Origin of the sequence: Pseudomonas sp. BJa5 (assembly GCF_030272875.2) — a bacterium.
Taxonomy (GTDB): Bacteria; Pseudomonadota; Gammaproteobacteria; order Pseudomonadales; family Pseudomonadaceae; genus Aquipseudomonas.
The window spans coordinates 64,103-80,338 of record NZ_JALRNG020000007.1 but is presented as its reverse complement, the minus strand read 5'-3'; the positions used below and the strand labels follow the sequence as shown (position 1 = coordinate 80,338).

Annotated in this window: 16 protein-coding genes; 9 read left to right on the top strand and 7 right to left on the bottom strand. The window is 64.8% G+C overall.

All coding sequences use genetic code 11. The annotated features are described in order from the left end of the window. Positions 1 to 63: 63 nt before the first annotated feature. Positions 64 to 567: a hypothetical protein gene (locus M2D63_RS06065; RefSeq protein WP_285861920.1), complete on the top strand. Its 504-nt coding sequence runs from the start codon at positions 64 to 66 to the stop codon at positions 565 to 567. A gap of 5 nt (positions 568 to 572) precedes the next feature. Here the strand turns inward: M2D63_RS06065 and hrpB are convergent, their stop codons facing one another. Beyond that, positions 573 to 3,101 carry an ATP-dependent helicase HrpB gene (gene hrpB, locus M2D63_RS06060; RefSeq protein ID WP_285861919.1) on the bottom strand — a complete coding sequence of 843 codons (2,529 nt, stop codon included), beginning with the start codon at positions 3,099 to 3,101 and terminating at the stop codon, positions 573 to 575. Between the two features lie 118 nt (positions 3,102 to 3,219). Here hrpB and M2D63_RS06055 point away from each other — a divergent pair, with 118 nt between their 5' ends. Both M2D63_RS06055 and M2D63_RS06050 read left to right on the top strand, forming a co-directional pair. Further along, a complete protein-coding gene (locus tag M2D63_RS06055; RefSeq protein ID WP_285861917.1) occupies positions 3,220 to 3,639 on the top strand; it encodes a polyribonucleotide nucleotidyltransferase in 420 nt (139 codons plus the stop codon). Between the two features lie 25 nt (positions 3,640 to 3,664). Further along, positions 3,665 to 4,537, top strand: coding sequence for a cation diffusion facilitator family transporter (locus tag M2D63_RS06050; protein WP_285861916.1), 873 nt, complete (start codon positions 3,665 to 3,667; stop codon positions 4,535 to 4,537). Positions 4,538 to 4,584: 47 nt separating this feature from the next. Here the strand turns inward: M2D63_RS06050 and M2D63_RS06045 are convergent, their stop codons facing one another. Next, complete coding sequence (locus M2D63_RS06045) at positions 4,585 to 5,097, bottom strand: hypothetical protein (RefSeq protein ID WP_285861915.1); 513 nt, start codon at positions 5,095 to 5,097, stop codon at positions 4,585 to 4,587. Positions 5,098 to 5,476: 379 nt separating this feature from the next. On the opposite strand from M2D63_RS06045, the gene M2D63_RS06040 reads away from it, so the two are divergent. Beyond that, positions 5,477 to 5,953 (top strand): Lrp/AsnC family transcriptional regulator, encoded by a 477-nt coding sequence (locus M2D63_RS06040; RefSeq protein ID WP_285861914.1) that lies wholly within the window; start codon positions 5,477 to 5,479, stop codon positions 5,951 to 5,953. A 56-nt stretch (positions 5,954 to 6,009) separates the two neighbouring features. Continuing rightward, a complete protein-coding gene (locus M2D63_RS06035; protein ID WP_285861913.1) occupies positions 6,010 to 6,213 on the top strand; it encodes a DUF2788 domain-containing protein in 204 nt (67 codons plus the stop codon). Here the strand turns inward: M2D63_RS06035 and M2D63_RS06030 are convergent. The 4 genes from M2D63_RS06030 to M2D63_RS06015 all read right to left on the bottom strand — a co-directional run bounded on the left by M2D63_RS06030 (position 6,210) and on the right by M2D63_RS06015 (position 12,102). Continuing rightward, positions 6,210 to 6,839, bottom strand: coding sequence for a pseudouridine synthase (locus tag M2D63_RS06030; protein WP_285861912.1), 630 nt, complete (start codon positions 6,837 to 6,839; stop codon positions 6,210 to 6,212). The two genes, M2D63_RS06035 and M2D63_RS06030, sit on opposite strands and share 4 nt — an antisense overlap. A 6-nt stretch (positions 6,840 to 6,845) precedes the next feature. Beyond that, positions 6,846 to 8,318, bottom strand: a complete 1,473-nt coding sequence (gene amn, locus M2D63_RS06025; protein ID WP_285861911.1) for an AMP nucleosidase — start codon at positions 8,316 to 8,318, stop codon at positions 6,846 to 6,848. 66 nt (positions 8,319 to 8,384) lie between these two features. Next, complete coding sequence (locus tag M2D63_RS06020) at positions 8,385 to 10,037, bottom strand: acyl-CoA dehydrogenase family protein (protein ID WP_285861910.1); 1,653 nt, start codon at positions 10,035 to 10,037, stop codon at positions 8,385 to 8,387. Between the two features lie 82 nt (positions 10,038 to 10,119). Next, complete coding sequence (locus M2D63_RS06015) at positions 10,120 to 12,102, bottom strand: hybrid sensor histidine kinase/response regulator (RefSeq protein ID WP_285861909.1); 1,983 nt, start codon at positions 12,100 to 12,102, stop codon at positions 10,120 to 10,122. 265 nt (positions 12,103 to 12,367) lie between these two features. Here M2D63_RS06015 and M2D63_RS06010 point away from each other — a divergent pair, with 265 nt between their 5' ends. The 4 genes from M2D63_RS06010 to M2D63_RS05995 all read left to right on the top strand — a co-directional run bounded on the left by M2D63_RS06010 (position 12,368) and on the right by M2D63_RS05995 (position 15,822). Then, a complete protein-coding gene (locus tag M2D63_RS06010) occupies positions 12,368 to 13,165 on the top strand; it encodes a hydroxymethylpyrimidine/phosphomethylpyrimidine kinase (RefSeq protein ID WP_285861908.1) in 798 nt (265 codons plus the stop codon). Positions 13,166 to 13,180: 15 nt separating this feature from the next. Continuing rightward, a complete protein-coding gene (gene thiE / locus M2D63_RS06005; protein ID WP_285861907.1) occupies positions 13,181 to 13,807 on the top strand; it encodes a thiamine phosphate synthase in 627 nt (208 codons plus the stop codon). Positions 13,808 to 13,822: 15 nt separating this feature from the next. Then, a complete protein-coding gene (hemL, locus tag M2D63_RS06000) occupies positions 13,823 to 15,106 on the top strand; it encodes a glutamate-1-semialdehyde 2,1-aminomutase (RefSeq protein ID WP_285861906.1) in 1,284 nt (427 codons plus the stop codon). Between the two features lie 167 nt (positions 15,107 to 15,273). Next, the gene (locus M2D63_RS05995; protein WP_285861905.1) at positions 15,274 to 15,822 is read left to right on the top strand and encodes a tetratricopeptide repeat protein; all 549 of its coding nucleotides are present in this window, start codon (positions 15,274 to 15,276) and stop codon (positions 15,820 to 15,822) included. 6 nt (positions 15,823 to 15,828) lie between these two features. Here M2D63_RS05995 and M2D63_RS05990 read toward each other — a convergent pair whose 3' ends face one another. After that, the gene (locus M2D63_RS05990; RefSeq protein ID WP_285861904.1) at positions 15,829 to 16,155 is read right to left on the bottom strand and encodes a DUF1820 family protein; all 327 of its coding nucleotides are present in this window, start codon (positions 16,153 to 16,155) and stop codon (positions 15,829 to 15,831) included. Positions 16,156 to 16,236: the final 81 nt, after the last annotated feature.

Here is a 16,236-nt window from a genome sequence, read left to right as displayed (position 1 = left end):
CGCGTGGTAGCCCCGCGCTGCCACCGCTAAAACCCGGTAACTGAAAGGATAAGGAAATTCCCCATGACCGAAGCACAGAACGAAACCCTGTACGCTGAAGAAATCTCCTCGTTTCGAGGCAGGATCTACATGCTTAAGGCGGGACGCGAAATCCCGCTTCGCCTCAGTCACTCGACGGACAAATGGACATGGGGTTTTACCCCTGAAAACGACTGGATCCAGGCAGGCGGCAATAAGGAGTCGCCCCTGTTCAACTTCATCTTCCATTCGCAGACCGAAGATCGCCTGCATTTCAATATCTTCGGTACCGGGCGAAAAGCGACGAAGAAACTCGGTATCAGCCTCAATGGCTACCTGGGACTCTACAAAGTGGCAGAGGTGACCGACTACTGGAAACTTGAACCACTGGCCTGGACGGAAAAAGGACTGGTCTGCCGCTGGCGCGACCATCAGGGGCATGAAGTCAAGGCGATCCAGGACTATCCCCATCGCCAGCCGGGCAAGTTCTTCCACTTGAACGTCTCGGAAGGCACCCCCCATGAGTTCCTGGTCGAGCGAATCGACTGAATGCTTCAGGTACCCCTTGGTTTCGCCCGCGCAGTCGCTTCGGCCACCAGCGGATCATCCGGCCAGTAGTGTTTCGGATAACGTCCCTTGAGGTCCTTCTTCACCTCGGCGTAGGTGGTGCGCCAGAAGTTGGCCAGGTCCTGGGTCACCTGTACCGGACGACGCGCCGGTGACAGCAGGTGCAACAGCACCTGCTGGCGACCCTGGGCGATGCGCGGGGTGTCGGCCAGGCCGAACAGTTCCTGCAGGCGCACGGCTAGGATCGGTGGCGTTTCACTGTAGTCCAGGCGGATGTTCGAACCCGAGGGTACGCTCAGGTGCACCGGCGCCCACTCATCCAGGCGCTGGGGCAACGGCCAGGGCAGCAAGTTGCGCAGGATCGAGGCCAGGTCGAGCTGGGCGAAATGGCTCAGGCGGGTGACTTTGCCCAGGTAAGGTAGCAGCCAGTCCTGCAGCGTCGCCAACAAGGCGGCATCGCTCAGGTCCGGCCATTCACTGCTATTGCCCGCCATCAGATCCAGCTGACGCAGCAATGCCACCCGCGCCTGCCACTGGCGCAGTTCCGGGGTCCAGGTCAGCAGCGCCAGCCCCTTGCGCCGGACCAGCTCCAGCAAGGCCCGGGCGCGGGCGTCCTCGTCCAGGCCGGTCATGGGTTCACGGCTGAGCACCAGCTCACCGACCTTGCGCTGGCGTTCGGCGCGCAGCACGTTTTCGCGTTCGTCCCAGTCCAGCACGTCAAGATTGCGCACCTGTTCGGCCAGCACGCCGTCGAACAGGGCCGGATCGAATTCAGCTGCCAGATAGATCCGTTCTTCGCGCTGGCCCTGGCGACTGCCCAGGTCGGCGATCACCAGCCACGGGCATTTCATCAAGGCATCGGGCTCGCCGAACTGCGCCGCGCGACCATTGGCCAGGCGGTACTCGCCGCCACCGGCACGGCGCTGCTGGGCCACCCGGTCCGGATAGGCCAGCGCCAGCAAGGCGCCCAGCCAGCGCGGATGATCGGGATCGGCCACTGCCGAAGCGGGTTTGCCACGCAACTGGCCGCGATACTGCCGGGCCAGTTGCCGGGCGCGCTGCACCCCACCCTGCCCGCCCCGGGCCGCGCGGCTCTCGCCGCTGAGCAAGGCCAGGCGACTGTGCAGGTCGGCGCCGCCGCCACGCAGGATATCGCGCTCGCCGAGCAAGGCGGCGACGTCACAGGCCATGTCCGCCAGCCCCAGGTCCTGGCCGCGCAACAGCAAGTGGGCGATGCGTGGATGCGCGGGCAGTTCGGCCATCGCCTGGCCATGGGCCGTCAGGCTGTCACGACTGTCGGGCTTGAACGCCCCTAGGCGCTGCAACAGGTCCAGCGCCTGGGCATAGGCCGCCGACGGTGGCTGGTCGAGCCAGTTCAATTGCTCCGGTGTCACGCCCCAGCGGGCCAGTTGCAGGGCCAGCCCGGCGAGGTCGGCCTGGAGGATCTCGGCGGTGCCATAGGCGGCCAGTTGTTCATGCTGGGCCTCGGACCACAGGCGATAGCACACCCCCGGTTCCAGCCGCCCGGCCCGGCCGGCGCGTTGGGTGGCGCTGGCGCGGGAAATACGCTGGGTGTCCAGGCGGGTCATGCCGCTACCCGGATCGAAGCGCGGCACCCGCGCCAGCCCGGCATCGACCACCACACGCACGCCATCGATGGTCAGGCTGGTTTCGGCGATATTGGTCGCCAGTACCACCTTGCGCTTGCCGACCGGCGCCGGGTCGATGGCCGCACGCTGGGCGTTGAGGTCCAGCTCGCCATGCAAGGGGCACAAAAGAATATCCGCACGCTCGCCTACCACGTCCTGCAACGACTGGTGCACCCGACGGATCTCGGCCTGGCCGGGGAGGAACACCAGCAGGCTGCCGGACTCATCGGCAATGGCCTGCAACACGCAATCGACCACCCGCGGCTCGATGTACTCGCCCGGCTGGAAGGGGCGTCCCCAGCGGATGTCGACCGGGTACATGCGCCCTTCGCTGCTGACCACCGGCGCATCGTCGAGCAGGTTCGACAGGCGCTCGCCTTCCAGGGTCGCCGACATCAGCAGGATCTTCAGTGGCGGCTCGTCACGCAGCAGTTCACGACCATTGAGGCTCAGCGCCAAGGCCAGGTCGGCATCCAGGCTGCGCTCGTGAAATTCGTCGAAAATCAGCAGCCCCACGCCTTCCAGCGCAGGATCTGCCTGCAGGCGCCGGGTCAGGATGCCTTCGGTGACCACTTCGATGCGGGTGTCGGGGCCGACCTTGCTGTCCAGGCGAATGCGATAACCGACGGTCTGCCCCACTGATTCGCCCAGCTCGCTGGCCAGCCGCTCGGCCGCCGCGCGTGCGGCCAGCCGGCGTGGTTCGAGCATCAGGATCTTCTGGCCCTGCAGCCACGGCTCATCAAGCAGTGCCAATGGCACACGGGTGGTCTTGCCGGCGCCCGGAGGCGCCTCCAACACCGCCTCGTGGCGCTGATTCAAGGCGTGGCGCAAGGCTGGCAGTACGGCATCGATCGGTAACGAAATCATGGTGGCCCTCAAACAATGCGCCGAGTATAACGGCGAACCGAGCCTGCTCTATCATGGTCTTAGCTGTAGATACCGGCTCTTTGCCTGTATCGTTGTGGCCTTCATACCGGAGATTTCCATGCGCATTCCTTCCCGCATCATCGGCGGCGTTCTGGTTACCACCCTGCTGACCCAACTGACGGCCTGCGGCACTATTTTCTTCCCTGACCGGCGCGGCCAGATCGAAGGCAAGGTCGACCCGGTGGTCGCGGCCCTCGATGCCATCGGCATCCTGTTCTACGTCATTCCGGGGCTGATCGCCTTTGCCGTCGACTTCGCCACCGGCGCCATCTACCTGCCGGGCGGCACCACGGCACAGGTCGCGCCGGAGAAACTCAACGAAGCGATCAGCGCCGACGGCAAGGTCGACAACGGCAAGCTGCAGGCTATCCTCGAAAGCGAACTGGGCCAGCGCCTGCCGCTGAACGACCCGCGCCTGATCCAGCACAAGGGCAGCGTCGAACAGTTGGCGATGTACGGCATCAAGCCCGCCGCCTGACCTTGCACAGGACGCTCCCGGCAGCATGATCCCTTCGGCCGAACATCAACGCCTGCTGCGCCTGGCCACCCGCGCTTCGCTGGCGGTGGCCAGTATCCTGATCCTGGCCAAGGCCCTGGCCTGGTGGCTCAGCGGTTCGGTGAGCCTGTTGGCCGGCCTGACCGACTCGGCGCTGGACGGCGTCGCCTCGTTCCTCAACCTGCTGGCGGTGCACTACGCCCTGCGCCCGGCCGATGAAGATCACCGCTATGGCCACGGCAAGGCCGAAGCCATGGCCGGCATGGCCCAGGCACTGTTCATCGGCGTCAGTGCAGTGTTGATCGGAGTGCAGGCGGTGGAGCGCATGCAGCATCCACAGCCGCTGGGCGATACCGCCATCGGCATTGCAGTGATGTTGCTGTCGCTGGGGCTGACGGTAGCCTTGTTGATGCTCCAGGCCCGGGTGATCCGCATCACCGGCTCCACGGCGGTGCGGGCCGATTCCCTGCACTACCGCTCCGACCTGCTGCTCAACGGCAGCATCCTGGTTGCCCTGGTGCTGGCCCGGGTCGGCTGGCCGCAGCTGGATGCGGTCTTCGGCCTGGGCATTGCCCTGTACATTCTCTGGAGTGCCCTGCAGATCGCCCGGGAAAGTTCGGCGATCCTGATGGACCAGGAACTGCCGGGCGACATCAGCGAGCAGATGCTGGCGCTGGCCTGCAGCGTGCCCGGCGTTCGCGGCGCCCATGACCTGCGCACGCGGGTGTCGGGCAGCCACTGGTTCGTGCAACTGCACCTGGAACTGCCCGGCGACCTGCCACTGACCCAGGCCCATGCCTTATGCGACCAGGCTGCGGCGGCGATTCGCGGCAAGTTTCCGCGAGCCGAGGTACTGGTGCATGCCGACCCGGCACCTTGATCACCCTGTGGGAGCGGGCTTGCCCCGCGATTGCATGCCCAGGTTTCCTACATGACGCTATAACCCCGGCCATTCAGACAAGCCCCCTGGGCCCGCCGATAGTTGTCCAGCACCTGCGCCGCCGGCGCATAACGTGCCGACTCGGGGTCGAAACCGCTCTGCCGGACCGCCCAGCGCTGGCACTCATAGCGGTCACGCTCCAGTTGCCCTGGACTCTGCCCGGAAACCGGATACACCATCAGCTCATAGGGCGGCGTCACCTCCACATAGCGCGGGCCTTGCGGGCGATACCAGTAGCCGTTGGAATAGAAGTACTCCTGCCCGCCATAGGGCACCCGCCAGTACGGATCGGCAAATCGATCGATGACATGCCCCGGCCGGTAGCCAGGGCCACGCCGGGGAATATCCTCGTAGTAACCGATGCGCGGCGGCTGGGTCTGGCGTACTTCGTCGGGACGCGACTGCAGGGGCGAACCGCCCTGCCCGTCGGCCAGTACCTGCCCGTTGGCACCAGCGCAGAGCAAACCCATGGCGACCAGACGCCAGATGCGCGACTTCATGCTGTTTCTCCAGGACCCTTGAATGACCGCAGGTTATCGGCAGCAAAATGAAAAATCGCAGGCAATAAAAAAGGGAGACCAGTGGTCTCCCTTCGAGAATTTTGTCCTTGCTCGGCGCTTGTGACGCCGGCTCACCTCACGCTGTCGGGTAGACAGTGTGTAGCCCGGGGGCCGAGCACAACCCTGTTGGGTTGCTGGCCGCAGCTGCCCTGATTGGGCCAGCTGCAGTGGACTGATGTCCGGGCAGTGATTCTGGGTATAAGCATACGTCTGCAGCGACGACAGATGATTGCTAAGATTGCTCATTCAAATAGCACTTGCGCAATTTTTACCTACGGATCGATAATTCAACGCAATCGAAACAGAAAAGGCATGATCCATGAGCAAACTGGACCGTTACGACCTGAGCATTCTGGCCGAATTGCAGCGCGACGCGCGCATCTCCAACCAGGAACTGGCCGAACGCATCGGCCTGTCACCTTCGCCCTGTTCGCGCCGGGTCAAACAGCTGGAAGACGATGGCTACATCGCACGCCAGGTCGCCCTGCTCGACCGCAAGAAGCTGGGCCTGAGCCTCACCGCCTATGTGCTGATCGGCATGGACCGCCACACCCCCGAGCGCTTCGAGACCTTCGAGGCCGCGATCCGCAGCCTGCCCCAGGTGCTGGAGTGCAGCCTGGTCACCGGGATGGACGCCGACTATCAGCTCAAGGTCGTGGTGCCGGACATGGACCACTACCAGAAGCTGCTGCTGGGGCACCTGACCCGCATCGAAGGGGTGACCAGCGTGCGTTCCAGCTTCGTGCTCAACCAGGTACTGGCCAGCACCGAACTACCGTTGACGCACCTGCGTTAGTCAGACCGGCAAGTGGGGCGTATAATCGCGCGCCTCAACTTTGCCGGAGAAAATCGATGGATCCTGCGTTGTTCGAAGAGTGGATGATGACCATCCTGGTCACCATCCTGATTGGTTTCATGGGCTTCATCGTCTGGGACCTGGCGAAGAAATCCAAGGCCGGCAAGTTCGGCACCTTCATTCTGTTTTTCGTCCTCGGCCTGGGCGTGCTCGCCTTCGTCATCAAGAGCGTGGTGATCGGCTATATCGAAGGCGTCTAGCGCCTGGCCGGCACTTCACGCCACTGCCCCTGCTCAAGGCCGTCCAGCGTCCAGTCGCCGATCCGCACCCGTACCAGGCGCAGGGTCGGCAGGCCGACGGCGGCGGTCATGCGCCGCACCTGGCGGTTGCGCCCCTCCTTGATCACCAGCTCCAGCCAACTGGTCGGCACGCTTTTGCGAAAGCGCACCGGCGGGTTGCGCGGCCACAGCTGCGGCTCGTCGAGCTGACGGGCCTGGGCTGGCAGCGTGGGGCCATCGTTGAGTTCGACACCGTCGCGCAGGCGCTGCAACTGCTCGGGCGTCGGCTCGCCTTCGACCTGCACCCAATAGGTTTTTGCCAGCTTGTGCTTGGGATCGGCAATACGCGCCTGCAGCTGGCCGTCGTTGGTCAGCAACAGCAGGCCTTCGCTGTCACGGTCCAGGCGCCCGGCCGGGTAGACACCGGGAATGTCGATGAAGTCCTTGAGGGTCGCGCGCCCCTCGCCATCGCTGAACTGGGTCAGGACATCGAAGGGCTTGTTGAACAGGATCAACCGCGGCTCGGCCGGCGGCGCCTTGGGCTGGCGACGCGGACCGGCGGGTTTTGCCGCGGGACGACGCGGCGTGGAGCGTGGGGGTAAGGGCATGGGGCCTCAGCGGAACGGCGGCTCATCGAAACTGCGCAGTTTACGCGAGTGCAGCGAATGAAGTTCGGTGCGCAGCAGGTCCAGTGCGGCGATACCGATCTTCAGGTGCTGGCTGACCGCCCGGTTGTAGAAGGCGTTGGCCGCCCCCGGCAGCTTGATTTCGCTGTGCAGCGGCTTGTCCGAAACGCAGAGCAAGGTGCCGTATGGCACGCGCAGGCGATAACCCTGGGCGGCGATGGTGCCACTTTCCATGTCCACCGCCACGGCCCGTGACAGGTTGATCAGCGGACGCTCCTGGGCCCAGCGCAACTCCCAGTTACGGTCGTCGTAGGTCAGCACGGTGCCGGTGCGCAGGCGCTTTTTCAGCTCGTCGCCACGCTCGCCGGTAATCTGCGCCGCCGCTTCCTGCAAGGCCAGCTGCACCTCGGCCAGGGCCGGAATCGGGATGTGCGGCGGTACCACGCGGTCAAGAATGCCATCGCGGCGCATGTAGGCGTGGGCCAGTACATAGTCACCGATGGTCTGCGACTGACGCAGGCCGCCACAGTGACCGATCATCAGCCAGCAATGCGGACGCAGCACCGCCAGGTGGTCGGTGATGTTCTTGGCGTTGGACGGGCCGACGCCGATGTTGACCAGGGTGATGCCATCGCCATCGGCGGCGATCAGGTGATAGGCCGGCATCTGGTAACGGTGCCAGACCACACCGGCCACCAGGGCCTGGGCCTCGCCATTGTCCATGCCCTTGTCGATGATGACGTTGCCGGGCAGGACCATGCGCACGAAACGCGGATCTTCGCGCAGTTGCTCCAGGCCGTGGGTGACGAACTGGTCGACATAGCGATGGTAGTTGGTCAGCAGGATCCAAGGCTGCACATGGCGCCAGTCGCTGCCGGTGTAATGCACCAGGCGGCGCAGGGAGAAATCCACCCGCGCGGCGTCGAACAGGGCCAGCGGCAGGGGATCGGCGTTGGCCCAGTCATGCAGGCCATCGGCGATGCCGTCGGTGGCCGCCGACAGGTCGGTGCTGGGGAACACCCGCGCCAGCGCGGCGGCGGTGATACCGCTGCCGGCCAGTTCGTCGCCCTGCTCGACCACATAGGGGTACGGAATGTTCTGCTCGCTGACGCCCACTTCCACCGTCACGGTGAAATCACGCATCAGCGGCTTGAGCTGTTCGAGCAGGTAGGCACGAAACGCCGCCGGCTGGGTCACGGTGACGCTGTAGGTACCCGGCAGTTGCACCTTGGCATAGGCACGGGTGATGGCCGGCACTTCACCGTGATACTGGTAGGTCAGGCGCAGTTCCGGGTAGCGAAACAAGGCCCGCTCCTGGGCATCGGGCTCGGTGCGGTCCTTGAGGTAACGCTTGAGCGCCAGGCTCAGGGCGGCGGTGGCTTTTTCGTGCAGGCTCGCCAGGCGATCGACGGCCTGCTCGGCGGTTTCTACGACAACGAAGGCTTCATCAGTACGGCTCACAATGTACTTCCTGTCTGAACATGCATGCCTCCATCTTGCCTATATATTCAGGCAAAGGCACGCACGTTAGAGCGGCCAGTTCGGCGTCGAACGTGCCACCAGTTCGCCAACATCGATGCCCCGCGGCAGTACCCCATAGACCCGGCCACTGCCGCCCAGGCGGCTGCCGATAAAGGCATCGCTGACCGTGGCGTTGCCCGCTTCGAGCAGTAGCTTGGCCTGCAGGCCCAGGGCAATGTCTTCGGTGAGCTGGCGGGCGCGGTACTGGATATCGCCGGTGTCGGCAAACGCCGCCTTGAGGTTGCCGATGTGCGTCGCCAGCCGAGGGTCGCCATGGCCATCGCCCAGTTCGTCGAACAGCGCCTCGAGCACGCCCGGCTCCTTGGACAGGGCCCGCAGCACATCCAGGCACTGGACGTTGCCCGAGCCTTCCCAGGTCGAGTTGACCGGCGCTTCGCGGTACAGGCGCGGCAGGATGCTGTCTTCGACATAGCCGGCGCCGCCCATGCACTCGGCGGCTTCGTTGATCATCGCCGGGGCCCGCTTGCAGATCCAGTACTTGCCCACCGCCGTGACCAGGCGGGCGAAGCGCGCTTGCTGGGCATCGTCCGGCTGGTCCAGGGCATGGCCCATGCGCAGGCTCAGGGCCAGCGCCGCTTCGCTTTCCAGGGCCAGGTCGGCCAGCACGTTCTGCATCAGCGGCTGTTCGGCCAGCAGCCGTCCGCTCACCTGGCGGTGGGCGCAATGATGGGCGGCCTGGGTCAGGGCCTGGCGCATCAGGGCGCTGGAGCCGACCATGCAGTCGAAGCGGGTCATGGCGACCATTTCGATGATGGTCGGCACGCCGCGCCCCTCCTCGCCGATCATCCAGGCCAGGGCGCCACGGAACTCCACTTCGCTGGAGGCGTTGGAGCAATTGCCCAGTTTGTTCTTCAGGCGCTGGATGTAGAACTGGTTGCGGCTGTCATCCGGGCGATGGCGCGGCAGCAGGAAACAGCTCAGGCCCTTGTCGGTCTGGGCCAGAGTCAGGAAGGCGTCGCACATCGGCGCCGAACAGAACCACTTGTGCCCGACCAGTTCGTAGGCATGGCCCGGCCCCGGCGCGCCCACCGGGTAAGCGCGGGTAGTGTTGGCGCGCACGTCAGTGCCGCCCTGTTTCTCGGTCATGGCCATGCCCAGGGTCACGCCGACCTTGTGCCGGTCGCCGATATTGCGCGGGTCGTACTCGGTGGCGAGGACCTTGGGCAACCAGTATTCGGCCAGGTCCGGCTGCAACTTGAGCGCCGGCACCGCGGCGAAGGTCATGGTCAACGGGCAACCACTGCCGGCTTCGGCCTGGCTGTGCAGGTAGGTCATGGAGGCCCGGGCGACATGGGCGCCCGCACGGGGATCGGTCCACGGCAGCGACGGCAGGCCGTGCTCGATGGCCGTTTGCATCAGTTGGTGATACGCCGGATGAAACTCCACCAGGTCGATACGATGGCCATAGCGATCATGGCTGCTGAACTGCGGCTTGTGCTGGTTGGCGAGGAAACCTGCGGTCATCAGCGGCCCACCTGCCAGTGCCCCGTACGCATCGATCCGCGCCTCGGCCCAGCCCGCCCCATAGTGCCGCGACCATTGCTGCAGGGGCAGGTCGATGCGGTAGAGATTGGCCCCGTCCAGCGACGGCGGCTGGTTGGTGACCTCATGGGTTTCAGCGTACTGGTGCAGGTTCATCGGGGGCCTCCTGGATCCGGACGTGACTGAAATTTCAGTGAATCACGCCCCGCCCCCCGGTCAAAGTGACAAATACGCCTAACTAGCCGCGATTTAGCCCTTGCCAGGCCCTGGCCTGCGGCTGGCTCAACGCCAGGCTCAAGCCCAGTTCGAAACGACTGCCCAGCCCCGGATTGGACTCATGCTGCAGGCGCGCGCCCATCAGCTCGGCCAGGCGCCGGCAGATCGCCAGGCCGATGCCCAGGCCACCGTACTGGCGGGTCATCGAACCGTCGACCTGGAAGAAGCGCTGGTACAGGTTGGCGTCGTCCAGGCTGTCGAAACCGATGCCGCTGTCGCTGACACTGATGGTCAGGCCGAGCAGGTCCGGCCCCAGCAGACGCCCCCTGACCTGCAGCATGACCCCGCCCTGGCGGGTGAACTTGATACCGTTGTCGAGCAGGTAGCTGATACACATCGCCAGCTTGTGCCGATCGCCAACCAGCATCTCGGGGAGGTCGGCCGGGGTATCCAGGCTCAGGTACAGGCCCTTGGCCTGGGCGCACGTGGCGTACTTGCCGCGCAATTCCTGCAGCAGCATGCGCAAGCCGAAGGGCGCGTTCTGCGCACTCAGGCGCCCTGCCTGCAGCTCGGTGAGGATGAGGATGTCGTCGACCATGCGCATCATGTCCTGGGCCGCCGCACTGGCGGTGTGCTGGTACTGAGCCAGTTCCGGCTCCAGCGCCAGCGTCTGCATTAACTCCAGCGAGCCGATCACCCCGTTCATCGGCGTGCGCAGCTCATGGGTCACGGTGGCGAGGAACTCATCCTTCAAACGGTTACTGTTGGCCAGTTGCTGGTTGAGCCGCTCCAGGGTCTGCCCGGTTTCGCGCAGGGCCTGAGCCTGCTGCTCGCGCATGCTGTTGATACGGTCGGCCAGGGCCAGCGACAGCAGGCACACCTCAAGGGCCGAACCGATCTGGCTGGCGTACATGGTCAGGAACACATTGGGCAGGTACCCCAGGACCATCAGGGTGTTGACCAGACCGCCGAGCAGGAAGGCCGACCAGGCAATGATGAAATAGCGCGCCACGCGCAGGCCGCGACGCCAGGCGAACAAGCCGGCGGCGAAGATGCTCACGGTGAACAGCAGGGCCAGGGCCGTGGCCAGGCGCAAGGCGATGCCGTAGCTGCTGGTCAGCGCCAGCAGCATGACCACCAGGCCACCGGCCATCAGCGCCTTGAGCAGCCTGTCGAAGCCGCGGCTGGTCAGCGACAGTTGCAGGAAACTGCGGGCGAACTGACAACCGAACAGCCCCGCGGCACCGATGAACAGGGGCGTGGCGGCATTGGCCCACCAGGGGTTGTCCGGCCAGAAATAAGCCACCCCGGCACCATTGACCGTCACCTGGTACAGGCCGAACGAAGCGATGTAGAGGATGTAGTAGAGGTAGCTGGTGTCGCGCACGCTGAGGTAGATGAACAGGTTGTAGACCAGCATCCCCAGCAGCACGCCGTAGATCAGGCCCAGCACATAAAGGCGGGTCGGCTGGGCTTCCAGGTAGGCCTCGGTGGACCACAGGGTCAGGGGCGCCTGGACCGAGCCCTGGCTATGCAGGCGCAGGTAGGCGGTGGTGGTCTTCCCCGGGGTGAAGGGCAGTTCGAACAGGTAGTTGTTCTGCTCGATCTCGCGGCTGGAATAGGGCAAGGCATCGCCGGTGCGCTGGGCCAGGCGGAAGGTGCCGGAGGCGTCGGCCAGGTAGAGCTCCAGATGATCCAGCGGCGGATAGGCCAGTTCCAGCAGCCAGCTGCGTGGCGCTGCCGAAGGCAGGGCGGTGTAGTGCAGGTCGAGGCGGATCCAGAACACCGAGGTCGAGTAACCGGCATTGAGCACGTCGGCCTGGTGCGGGTGAAAATGTTCGCTGAAGGCAGGTGCGCTCACCTGGGCAATGCTGGCATTGCCGTCACGGTCCTCGTATACCTGCATCAGCCGCCCCAGGGGCAGACTGCGGGTCGAGTCGTCGAAATCGACCGCCTGGGCCAACAGTGGCAACCAGCTCAGCACAACAATCAGCAAATAGCGCATACAGCCCCAGCATGGCCTGTCCCGGCTGTGTCGCGGTGGCCCCCTATCCGTTTGAGACGACGCAATCCGGCAGTAACCCTTATCGGTTTGTTCGAGCACTCTAGCATAGCTTTTCAGGGCTGCCAGAAGCCACTTAAAATTTCGAAGAAACAGCTCTAGCACGGTGCTTTCAAGGCACCGCACAAACACTTCCTGACCATTTGATCAAAAAACCTCGACTCAGGGGCCGTCCCGACAAAAGCGATTGGTGGTAAGCTCGCGCACCATGAATACCTACAGCTCCCGCCCCGTTGTCCTCTGTCTCTCCGGCCACGACCCCAGTGGCGGCGCCGGCTTGCAGGCAGATATCGAAGCCCTGATCGCCCAAGGTTGCCACGCCGCTCCCGCCGTGACCGCCCTGACCGTCCAGGATACCGTCAATGTCAGTGACTTCCGCGTGCTCGACCGCGAGTGGGTACTGGCCCAGGCCAATGCCGTGCTTGCCGATTCCACGGTAGCGGCGGTCAAGCTGGGCATGCTCGGCTCGCTGGAAATGGTCGACACCGTCGTCGAACTGCTCAGTGCCCACCCACACCTGCCGCTGGTCTGCGACCCGGTGTTGCGTGCCGGCGGCGGTGGCCGCCTGGGCAAGGATGAAGTCGGCTATGCCATGCGCGAGCGGTTGCTGCCGCTGGCGACCATCGCCACCCCCAACCTGCCTGAAGCCCGCATCCTGGCCGAACTGCCCGAGGGCAGCGCGGACGAGTGCGCAGAAAAACTATTGCCCTTCGTCAGACACTTGCTGATCACCGGCGGTCACGGTGACGAACACGAAATTCACAACCGCCTGTACAGCCGCGACGGCCAGCGCCACACCTGGACCTGCCAGCGCCTGCCCGGCAGCTACCACGGTTCGGGCTGCACCCTGGCCAGCGCCCTGGCCGGCCGCCTGGCCCTGGGCGAGCAACTGCACAGCGCCGTACGTTCGGCACTGGACTACACCTGGCGCACCCTGCGCGATGCCGAACAACTGGGTAAAGGCCAGTATGTGCCGCGTCGCCTCCCCCTGGATTTCTGTTCCTGAGCCCGAGGCCCCGAGATGAAGCTACGCGGTCTGTATGCCATCACCGACAGCCAGCTGTTGGCCGGCAAATTCCTGCCCTGGGTCGAGGCGGCCCTCGAGGGCGGCGTGACCTTGTTGCAATACCGTGACAAAAGCCAGGACCAGGCCCGCCGCCTGCGCGAGGCCGAAGCCCTGGCCGAGCTCTGCAGCCGCTACCAGACCCGCCTGATCATCAACGACGATGCCGAGCTCGCCGCGCGCCTGGGTGTCGGCGTGCACCTGGGCCAGACCGACGGTCCGTTGACCCCGGCACGCGCCCTGCTCGGCCGCCAGGCGATCATCGGCTCCACCTGCCATGCCCAGCTGGAGCTGGCCGAACAGGCCGCCCGCGAAGGTGCCAGCTATGTCGCCTTCGGCCGCTTCTTCAATTCCGTGACCAAGCCGGGCGCCCCGGCGGCCGACGTCGCCTTGCTGGAGCAAGCGCGCACCCGGCTCACGTTGCCGATCTGCGTGATCGGCGGCATCACCCTGGACAACGCCGCCCCGCTGGTCGCCCACGGCGCCGACCTGCTGGCGGTGATTCACGGCCTGTTCGGCGCCGACAGCACGCAGGAAGTCACCCGCCGTGCCCGCGCCTTCAACGCCCTGTTCGCATCTGCCTGATTGAGAGAGTCCACCATGTCTCGTTCCGAAACCCTGTTTGCCAACGCCCAGAAACACATCCCCGGTGGCGTCAACTCGCCGGTGCGGGCGTTCAAGAGCGTTGGCGGCACGCCGCTGTTCTTCAAGCACGCCGAAGGCGCCTATGTCACCGACGAAGATGACAAGCGCTACGTCGACTATGTCGGCTCCTGGGGCCCGATGATCCTCGGCCACAGCCACCCCGAGGTACTGGCCTCGGTGCGCAAACAGCTGGAGCACGGCCTGTCCTACGGCGCGCCGACCGCGATGGAAACCGAGATGGCCGACCTGGTCTGCTCGATCGTGCCGTCGATGGAGATGGTACGCATGGTCAGCTCCGGCACCGAAGCGACCATGAGCGCCATTCGCCTGGCCCGCGGCTACACCGGCCGTGACAGCATCATCAAGTTCGAAGGCTGCTACCACGGCCACTCCGACAGCCTGCTGGTCAAGGCCGGCTCCGGCCTGCTGACCCAGGGCGTGCCAAGCTCGGCCGGCGTGCCGGCGGCCTTCGCCAAGCACACCCTGACCCTGCCGTTCAACGACATCGACGCCGTGGCAAAAATGCTCGCAGACGTCGGCCAGGACGTGGCCTGCATCATCGTCGAGCCTGTGGCCGGCAACATGAACTGCGTACCACCGGCCCCGGGCTTCCTCGAAGGCCTGCGCGCGCTGTGCGACCAGCATGGCGTGGTCCTGATCTTCGACGAAGTGATGACCGGTTTCCGCGTGGCCCTGGGCGGCGCCCAGGCGCACTACGGCGTCACCCCGGACCTGTCGACCTTCGGCAAGATCGTCGGCGGCGGCATGCCAGTAGGCTGCTTCGGCGGCAAGCGCACGATCATGGAACAGATCGCGCCACTGGGCCCGGTCTACCAGGCCGGCACCCTGTCCGGCAACCCGCTGGCCATGGCCGCCGGCCTGACCACCCTGAAGCTGATCAGCCGCCCGGGCTTCCATGACGAGCTCAGCGCCTACACCAGCCGCCTGCTCGACGGCCTGCAGCAGCGCGCCGATGCCGCCGGCATCCCGTTCGTCACCACCCAGGCCGGTGGCATGTTCGGCCTGTACTTCACCGGTGCCGACGACATCGTCACCTTCGATGACGTGATGGCCAGCGATGCCGAGCGCTTCAAGCGCTTCTTCCACCTGATGCTCGAAGGCGGCGTATACCTGGCGCCAAGCGCCTTCGAGGCCGGCTTCACCTCGATCGCCCACGGCGAAACCGAGCTGAAGATCACCCTGGATGCCGCCGAGCGGGCGTTCGCCAAGCTCAAGTGATGGCAATCATCGCGGGGCAAGCCCGCTCCCACATTGCCCCTGTGGGAGCGGGCTTGCCCCGCGATAAGCAGAAAATCGAGTAAAGACTTTGTAAGGTGGGCGCTGCTTATCCCATAATGTGCCACCAGACACTTTGGCCGCAGCTTTGCAGAGGTAAGTCGATCCCCATGAACCGCACCGGCCGCGCCCTCGCCCTGGGCTGCCTGTTGCTTCTTCAGCCCCTGCTGGCCTCGGCAGGCGGTAACTCGTTGCTGATTCCGGCAACGGGCCGCTGCACCCTCAATTCCCAACCCGAAGACCTGCCCCAGGCCCTGGCGGCGTGCCAGCAGGCAGCGGCGTCCGGTGATGCCCAGGCGCAGTACGAACTGGGCGAGTTCTACTACGAAGGCAGCAACACCCCGCGCGACCTCAAGCAGGCCCTGACCTACTTCGAGCAGGCCTCGCTGCAAGGCCATGCCGAGGCGCAATACCGCCTGGGGAGCATGTTCTCCAAAGGGGAAGGTGTCGCCGCCAACAATGTACAGGCGTATATCTTGCTGAAAATGGCGGCGGTCAATGGCGCCGAAGACGCCCTGGACATGGCCGACGAAGTGTCGGCGCAAATGCCCCGCGACGAACTGGAAACGGCAACCCAGGTACTGGGCCAGATCTTCCGCAAATACCTGCTCGAACTGCAGACTGCCGAAGGCCGCACGCCCTTCGCGCCACTGCCCTGATCCGGCTTACTTTTCCGGCATCGGCATCGGAAACGGCATTACATTGCCAACGCCACGGGCCTCGCTGATTTTCGGCGTCCCCAGACGCTCCACCTCATCGATGCGCACGATCGAATGCATCGGCACGAAACTGCGCACCACCCCTTCGAACTGGGCCTTGAGCTTTTCCTCGCTGGGGTCGACCACGACCTGGGTGCGCTCGCCGAAGACAAACTCTTCTATTTCCAGGAAGCCCCACAGATCGCTCTGGTAGATCTGCTTGGCATACATCTCGAACACCTGGCCCTGGTTGAGAAAGATCACTTTGTAGATAGGCGCTTCACGTTTGCTCATTTCGGCGAGGACAGTCACAGGTTGTAAAGAAAGCGCAAACTATAACATAGGCCCTGAACCGACAACGCTAGGATCCACCGC